A 6,771-nucleotide genomic window follows, 5' to 3' on the forward strand; every position below is an offset into this window, starting at 1 on the left:
TATACTGCTTTTTTCAGCAGTTATAATGCTTATGATTAGTTTTCCAGATATTACTTTCGAAGCCGGTAAATATGTTGATGATCTTGTCAGCTTTCTTGCCGATAATTTAGAAGCTTTATTTGATTTTATATTTTTTGTAACCTCCAGATCCATTAGCGGATTGACCGATTTCCTTATGATTATTCCATGGTGGCTGTTTATTATTATCATCTTTTTACTTGGGTGGTATTTTAAATCGATTTTCTCCGGTGTTTTATACGGTATATTCATATTTCTTATCGGGAGTTTTGGACTTTGGGAAGAAATGATGATTACGATTTCCATTATTTTAACTGCTGTTATTATTTGTTTAATTATCGGGATTCCGCTTGGAGTTGCGATGGCATTTAATAAATGGGTTTCGATGATATTGCGTCCAATTCTTGATGCTATGCAGACAATGCCGAGTTTTGTGTATTTAATTCCAGCTATTTTCTTTTTCGGACTGGGTAACGTTTCCGCTATCTTCGCTACTTTGATTTATTCCTTGCCGCCGGTTATCCGTTTAACAGACCTGGCTATCCGCGGTGTAGATAAAGAAGTGGTTGAATCGGCACAGTCTTTCGGTTCTTCCAGATGGCAAACCTTATCAAAGGTTCAGCTGCCGCAAGCATTACCGACTATTATGGCCGGTGTCAATCAGACAACCATGATGGCACTCGCAATGGTTGTTATTGCATCGATGGTTGGAGCTTCCGGTCTTGGGGAGCAGGTTCTCGTATCAATTAACCGTATTGATATTGCTCTTGGTTTCGAAGCTGGTATCAGTATCGTATTCTTAGCAATTATTATTGACCGAATTACAAATGGAATTGCTGAAAAAGTACAACGTCGTGGGGGTAATAAATAATGACTGTACAAATTCAAGTAAAAAACGTATCTAAAATATTTGGTTCAAAGCCAAAATCCGCTATTCCTTTGATAAAAAAAGGGTTATCCAAGGAAGAAATTTTAAAGAAGACCAATCATACAGTAGGTGTTTATGATGCTACCTTTGATATTAATAAAGGCGAAGTTTTCGTGATTATGGGACTGTCCGGGAGCGGAAAATCAACATTGATCCGCTGCTTCAACCTATTGAATAAGCCGACAGACGGTTCAATATTATTAGACGGACAGGATATTACCAAGTGCAGCAAAGACGAATTGAAAAAGGTCCGGCAGGAAAAAATCGCAATGGTGTTCCAGCATTTCGGTCTATTCAGCCACCGGACTATTTTAGCAAATGTAGAGTATGGTTTAGAAATCCGCAATATACCAAAGGAAAAACGACGGGAAATTGCGCAGCAGAATATTGAAACAGTAGGGTTAAAAGGCTATGAGGATAAATATCCGGATGAATTATCCGGCGGGATGCAGCAGCGCGTAGGCTTAGCCCGTGCACTCACTAATGACCCCGACATTCTCTTAATGGACGAGCCTTTCAGTGCTCTTGATCCATTAATCCGCCGGGAAATGCAGCTTGAACTGCTGGATATTCAAGAGCGGCTGCAAAAAACCATTATTTTTATTACACATGATGTGAATGAAGCCTTCCGAATTGGTGATCGTGTCGCCGTGATGAAGGATGGTCATGTAGAGCAGGTCGGGACTCCGGAAGAAATCATTGCAAATCCAGCTAATGAGTATATTTCCGAGTTCATTAAGGATATCGACCGTTCAAAGGTATTCCAGGCCAGTCATATTATGACGAAGCCAAATGCGCTTGTTTCCAGTAAAGATGGTTTAAATGTGGCGATAAAAGAAATGCGTGAGAACGGGATTTCCAGTGTATTTGTCGTTGACCGGTCCAGACGTCTTCAAGGGATTGTTACCATTGACGATGCTATTCAGGGGATTAAAGAAAAGAAATCATTAGGCGATATAATCAGAAAAGATATTACCATTGTTAATGAAGAGGAATATATCAATGATTTAATTCCAAAAGCATTAGAATCAAGCTTTCCCTTAGCTGTTGTAAATGAGGATAAAAAGCTTGTCGGCTACATTTTACGTGTGCACGTATTATCCGGACTCACCTCTGATGATGTGAATGAAAGTGAAGAATATGTTTACTAAGCTGTATTAATATAGAGCATAACTTAATATAGAGCATAACTGCTCAAAAAGAAAGAAGAAGGTAATGGATGTAGGAGGTTCATTCCCTTCTTCTCTATTTTTAGAGCTGCTTACTCATTGTTGCGGGGAAGTTCATCATCTTCGTTTAAGTTATTATTGTCATCTCTTTCCATCTGATCATTGTTGTCATTGTTGTCGTTATTAAATTCATCTTCTCTTTCTTCATGATCGATGGTTGGGTTATCATCCGCCGGTTCTTCATCATTAGATGTACCGCATGCAGTCATCAATGTAAGAGCAAAAACAGAAGTACCAACTTTTAATAATACCTTTTTCATAAAAAATTCCTCCCTTCTAAAATAACCTATTGCTCGAAATTAGGTTCTCCCAGAAAAGAGGAATCATACATTTTTTATAATATTCATTTAGAAAATTTATTACATTTCTCTTTATTTAATCGCAAATGTAATTTCTGCTTCACATGCAGTTTCTCCATTGACGGTTGCAATACCTTTTCCTTTGCCAATTGGTCCCTTCATGCGGATAATCTCAACTGTCAGCTCCAACTGATCTCCCGGCTTCACTTGACGTTTAAAACGGCATTTATCTACTCCTGCTAAAAAGCCAATTTTACCTTTATTTTGTTCCATCCCTAAAACGGCAATCGCCCCTGTTTGTGCAAGAGCTTCTAATATAAGCACGCCCGGCATTACTGGATAGTCAGGAAAATGGCCGGGGAAAAATGGCTCGTTTGCTGTAACATTTTTAATAGCTGTGACTTTTTTCCCTTCTTCTATATCCTTTACTTGATCTACTAATAAAAACGGATAACGATGTGGCAATACTTCTTTAATTTGTTGAATGTCCATCATTCTTCAACAACTCCTTTTTATATGTATGTATTGTCATTATAGCTGATTTAGAAATTGAATGAAATGGAAAGCCTGCCTTCCTCGAATCAGCTGTGAGAATAGCTTTATGCATTATCTGCAGGGAACAGAAATAATCTTTTACCCATGGATAACTGCCCGGAAAACTTCTACATATGATTATTTGATTTTTACATAAGTCTCTAAAAAGCACGAAAACATATTCGTCCATCATCGAATATGTTTTAATCTACTTTATTTACAATATCGACAATATGCTGCCAGGTTTCCATGCGCAGCACATCTAACGGAGACCCGTCACCCAAGACGGCAAAGCCGATCATTAAACCAACGATAAAAGCAGCTGCGGCGAATATCAATACAACGATAATACGCAACCAGATTGGGAAAATACGCAATCTCGGTCTGCTGAGTTTCTGTCTGCGTTTACTTTGCTGCTTTTCTTCCTTTTCCATTTTCCTGGAAAATTCTTGTTTTACTGCTTGTTCCTCACCCGCCGCTGCTGATTCTTCCTCTGCTTTGTGTGAGGTCTTTTGTGAAGATGGATTATTCGTCATTTCTGTAACTCCTTATAAGAAGATGTTTAAAAAGTTTCATAAAAGTGACACATCGAAGTTTCGGGTCCTTTTTTCAATCTTTTTAAACACTGACTATGTATAGCCCTGTTTATTCCAGCTGTCAGAGCACAACTAATGGATGAGACTCAGGAACGGATTGTATTCACTAATCCGGACATTTGATCACCCATCGTAATCGAACGTGAATTAAATTGATAAAGTCGCTGTGCTGCAACCATATCTGTCATTGCACGTGATAAGTCAACATTAGACTGCTCCAGAGATTGTGGATGAATAACAGCACCCTCTCTTGCATATGCCTGAATAATTTCATCTGCATCAGCCTCTGCTGATACGGAGAAGAAATTATCTCCCTGCGCTTCCAAAGCACTTGGACGCACAGCTTCCATAATGGCTAACTCAGCTTCTGCAGCCTGATTATCACCGCGGGTCACTATTAACTGCCCCTGATCATTAAATTCAACGGAATCAAATCCATCCTGAATTTCAATAGGGCCTTCTTGTCCGATAATAGGATGTCCATCGGAAGTTGTCAAGGCAAGTGTATCTCCCTCAGCTGGAGAAAGATAAAATGAGCCGTCTCTTGTATAGACTGTTTCTTCCTGTCCATTTTCTACCCGATTCACTTGGAAGAACGTATTCTCTCCAGTTAAAGCAGCATCTAATGCCCGGCTCGTCTCAATCAGGCTTCCCTGCTGCTGGTTTAAATGAATTGCACCCAGTCCTGCTCCGGTTCCAACGCGGATTCCATCCGGCGTCAGCCTTCCCTCGGCATTTTCTGGCGAATTTAAATTATTAATCTGCTGGTTTAACAAGGAAGAAAATTCTACTTGTCTGCTCTTATATCCAGTTGTCCCATTATTAGAAATATTATTCCCAATAATATCGAGCTTGTTCTGAATTTGATTCATTGTTACTGCTGCCTGATTCATAATGCGTGACATGTCAGATTCCTCCCTAACTTAAGCGGCCAATTTCTGTGACTGCTTTTCCCAGACTTTCATCATATACCCGTAAAACGCGCTGATTCGATTCAAATAAGCGGTATGCGTTCATCATATCCGTCATTGATTGTGCGGTATTTACATTAGATTGCTCCAAAGCACCCTGCTGTAACGTATAATCGGCATCTCCCGGCACAGCTTCTGCATCGCCCTGAAAAAGATCATTTCCTTCTTTAATCAATGTGTTTGCATCAGCTACATACTGGGTACCAATTGTAATATCTCCGCCAGCTGTTGGAATAACTCCTTCCGGGCTGATGATATCAATGGTTCCATCTGTTTGGATATTATTGCCGTTTTCATCTAAAACATAGTACCCCTGATTTGTTACGAGGTACCCATCTGCATCAATCGTAAAATTCCCGTTCCGAGTGTAGCGCACATCTCCATCATTATTCTGAACTGTGAAAAAGATGGCTCCATTCTCATCAGGAACCTCTCTTTGATTAATGGCAACATCTGTTGGCAAACCAGATTCGACTATATCTCCTTGAGCATAATGCGGAATTGTTTCCTGGACATATACACCTGTATTCAGCCCGCCCAATTGACGGGAAGAAGGAATGTTGAAACCTCCCTGTGTTGTCGGAATACGATTCGTACCACCCATCTGTTCAATTAATAATTCTGGAAAAGCGCGAATAGCCGTCTGGTCGGACTTATATCCTGGAGTATTTGCATTAGCAATATTATTAGACAATGCTTCCTGTTGCCTCTGCTGCGTTAGCATACCACTTGCTGCTGTGTATAGACCTCTTAACACAAAGCCGCCTCCTCCGTAATAGAAAGTGCTAAAAAGACGTGCCGGCAGCAATATATAGATTTAATATTGCTGCCAATGGCTGTCTTTTACTGAAGTTTGTCAGTTAACACTTCTTTTTTCAAGCTTATCAATGTTTTCAAGCATAATTCCTGTTCCTTTTGCTACACAATCCATCGGATCCTCTGCAATAAAGATAGGAACCTTTAATTCTTCAGCCAATAATTGATCCACGCCGTGAAGCAGTGCTCCACCACCGGTTAAAATAACACCTCTGTCAATTATGTCTGCTGATAATTCTGGTGGCGTCTGCTCAAGAACTGCTTTTGCAGCTTGAACAATAAGGGCTACAGATTCCATTAATGCCTGCTGGATTTCCTCCGATTCAATCGTTATTGTTCTTGGTAATCCGGATACCATATCACGGCCTCTGATATCCATTGATTCCTTGCGTGAACCAGGGAATACAGTAGCTACATTAATTTTAATATCTTCTGCTGTACGCTCACCGATAAGCAGTTTGTATTGCTTCTTAATATATTGAAGAATATCCCAATCAAATTTATCTCCAGCCATTTTAACGGATTGAGAGGTTACAATACCGCCCATAGACAGTACAGCTACATCGGTTGTACCTCCTCCGATGTCTACCACCATATTTCCGCTTGGCTGATAAATATCCATGCCGGCACCTATTGCAGCTACTTTCGGCTCTTCCTCTAAGTATATGCGTTTTCCGCCAGACTTTTCTGCCGCCTCTTTAATTGCTTTCTGCTCTACCTTTGTTATGTTTGTCGGGCAGCAAATAAGCATTCTCGGCTTCGATAAAACACCTTTGACGTTAATCTTATTTATAAAATATCTTAACATTGCTTCTGTGACATCAAAATCAGCGATAACCCCGTCCTTTAACGGGCGCAGCGCTTCTATGTTACCCGGTGTACGTCCAACCATACGGCGGGCTTCCTCTCCTACTTCAAGCACACGGTTCGTATTACGATCCATGGCAACGACAGATGGTTCATTTAAAACTATTCCTTTTCCTTTAACGTGTATCAATACATTTGCGGTACCAAGATCAATCCCAATATCTCTGGAAAACATGAATCTAAATCCTCCTAGCGTTACTATCTTGCACCGTCCTAAGACAAAATGCTACTAGTATACTATTTTACCACAAAATACGGTAATTAACTGTATGAAAAAAATATTTTTTTGTTTTTTTGGCGGTCTTATTTAAAAAAATTCAAATTATTATCTTTTGGTTGGGTGCATTGATTATTAAAAGCTATAATTTACTCATTTTCATTAAAACAAACAATGTAATTTATTATCTCAACTTTTTCAGCCTATAATAATTAACTCAACTTTCGAACCTAAGAATAAACATATAAACCTTGCTGTTCCAGAATGTTCATGGTCTCTATTATCATGCTTGCTAC

General features: G+C 39.6%; 8 protein-coding genes. 2 read left to right on the forward strand and 6 right to left on the reverse strand.

What is annotated here, in order from left to right:
• The first annotated feature begins 31 nt into the window (after nucleotides 1–31).
• The gene (locus OSO01_RS22130) at nucleotides 32–889 is read left to right on the forward strand and encodes an ABC transporter permease (protein ID WP_147212631.1); all 858 of its coding nucleotides are present in this window, start codon (nucleotides 32–34) and stop codon (nucleotides 887–889) included.
• On the forward strand, nucleotides 889–2,097 hold the full coding sequence (locus tag OSO01_RS22135; RefSeq protein ID WP_147212632.1) for a quaternary amine ABC transporter ATP-binding protein: 1,209 nt from the start codon (nucleotides 889–891) through the stop codon (nucleotides 2,095–2,097). The genes OSO01_RS22130 and OSO01_RS22135 overlap by 1 nt, the downstream gene beginning before the upstream one ends.
• Nucleotides 2,098–2,207: 110 nt before the next feature.
• Here OSO01_RS22135 and OSO01_RS22140 read toward each other — a convergent pair whose 3' ends face one another.
• The 6 genes from OSO01_RS22140 to OSO01_RS22165 form a co-directional block, all read right to left on the reverse strand.
• Complete coding sequence (locus OSO01_RS22140) at nucleotides 2,208–2,435, reverse strand: hypothetical protein (RefSeq protein WP_147212633.1); 228 nt, start codon at nucleotides 2,433–2,435, stop codon at nucleotides 2,208–2,210.
• A 111-nt stretch (nucleotides 2,436–2,546) separates the two neighbouring features.
• The gene (gene fabZ, locus OSO01_RS22145; RefSeq protein ID WP_147212634.1) at nucleotides 2,547–2,969 is read right to left on the reverse strand and encodes a 3-hydroxyacyl-ACP dehydratase FabZ; all 423 of its coding nucleotides are present in this window, start codon (nucleotides 2,967–2,969) and stop codon (nucleotides 2,547–2,549) included.
• Nucleotides 2,970–3,211: 242 nt separating this feature from the next.
• Nucleotides 3,212–3,544, reverse strand: coding sequence for a DNA-directed RNA polymerase subunit beta (locus tag OSO01_RS22150; protein WP_147212635.1), 333 nt, complete (start codon nucleotides 3,542–3,544; stop codon nucleotides 3,212–3,214).
• A gap of 146 nt (nucleotides 3,545–3,690) precedes the next feature.
• A complete protein-coding gene (locus OSO01_RS22155) occupies nucleotides 3,691–4,509 on the reverse strand; it encodes a flagellar hook-basal body protein (protein ID WP_147212636.1) in 819 nt (272 codons plus the stop codon).
• Nucleotides 4,510–4,522: 13 nt separating this feature from the next.
• The gene (locus OSO01_RS22160; protein WP_147212637.1) at nucleotides 4,523–5,332 is read right to left on the reverse strand and encodes a flagellar hook-basal body protein; all 810 of its coding nucleotides are present in this window, start codon (nucleotides 5,330–5,332) and stop codon (nucleotides 4,523–4,525) included.
• 99 nt (nucleotides 5,333–5,431) lie between these two features.
• The gene (locus tag OSO01_RS22165; RefSeq protein WP_147212638.1) at nucleotides 5,432–6,433 is read right to left on the reverse strand and encodes a rod shape-determining protein; all 1,002 of its coding nucleotides are present in this window, start codon (nucleotides 6,431–6,433) and stop codon (nucleotides 5,432–5,434) included.
• Nucleotides 6,434–6,771 lie beyond the last annotated feature (338 nt).

Origin of the sequence: Oceanobacillus sojae (genome assembly GCF_007991515.1) — a bacterium.
Classification (GTDB): Bacteria; Bacillota; Bacilli; order Bacillales; family Amphibacillaceae; genus Oceanobacillus; species Oceanobacillus sojae.